This is a genomic window from Anabaena sp. UHCC 0253, assembly GCF_009712085.1.
Taxonomy (GTDB): domain Bacteria; phylum Cyanobacteriota; class Cyanobacteriia; order Cyanobacteriales; family Nostocaceae; genus Dolichospermum.
Window position 1 is genome coordinate 617,228 of the sequence record NZ_VILD01000003.1, and the last position, 813, is coordinate 618,040.

Genomic DNA, 813 nt, shown 5'->3' on the forward strand with positions numbered 1-813 from the left:
AAAGTTTGGATATTTGCTACTTCAGAATTAGATGTTTCCGCGAAAGGTTGAATATCGGTTTTTTCTGGTTCTGTAAAAGTTTGGATATTTGCTACTTCAGAGTTGGATGTTTCCGAGAAAGTTTGAATATTCTCTATTTCAGAATTTGGTGTTTCTGCAAAAGTTTGGATATTCTCTATTTCAGAATTTGGTGTTTTCGAGAAAGGTTGAATATTGGTTGTTTCAGGTTCTGAGAAAGTTTGGATATTTACTACTTCAGAGTTTGGTGTTTCTGAGAAAGGTTGAATATCGGTTTTTTCTGGTTCTGTAAAAGTTTGGATATTTGCTACTTCAGAGTTGGATGTTTCCGAGAAAGTTTGAATATTCTCTATTTCAGAATTTGGTGTTTCTGTAAAAGTCTGGATATTCTCTACTTCAGAATTAGGTGTTTCCGAGAAAGTTTGAATATCGGTTTTTTCTGGTTCTGTAAAAGTTTGGATATTTGCTACTTCAGAGTTGGATGTTTCCGAGAAAGTTTGAATATTCTCTATTTCAGAATTTGGTGTTTCTGTAAAAGTCTGGATATTCTCTACTTCAGAATTAGGTGTTTCCGAGAAAGTTTGAATATCGGTTTTTTCTGGTTCTGAGAAAGTTTGGATATTTGCTACTTCAGAATTAGATGTTTCCGCGAAAGGTTGAATATCGGTTTTTTCTGGTTCTGAAAAAGTTTGGATATTTGCTACTTCAGAGTTGGATGTTTCCGAGAAAGTTTGAATATTCTCTATTTCAGAATTTGGTGTTTCTGCAAAAGTTTGGATATTCTCTATTTCAGAA

Annotated in this window: 1 protein-coding gene; it reads right to left on the reverse strand. The window is 33.5% G+C overall.

Translation table 11 applies throughout. The annotated features are described in order from the left end of the window. Nucleotides 1-813: hypothetical protein (locus tag FJR38_RS10970; RefSeq protein WP_217360004.1), on the reverse strand; the 813-nt coding region annotated here is incomplete at both ends.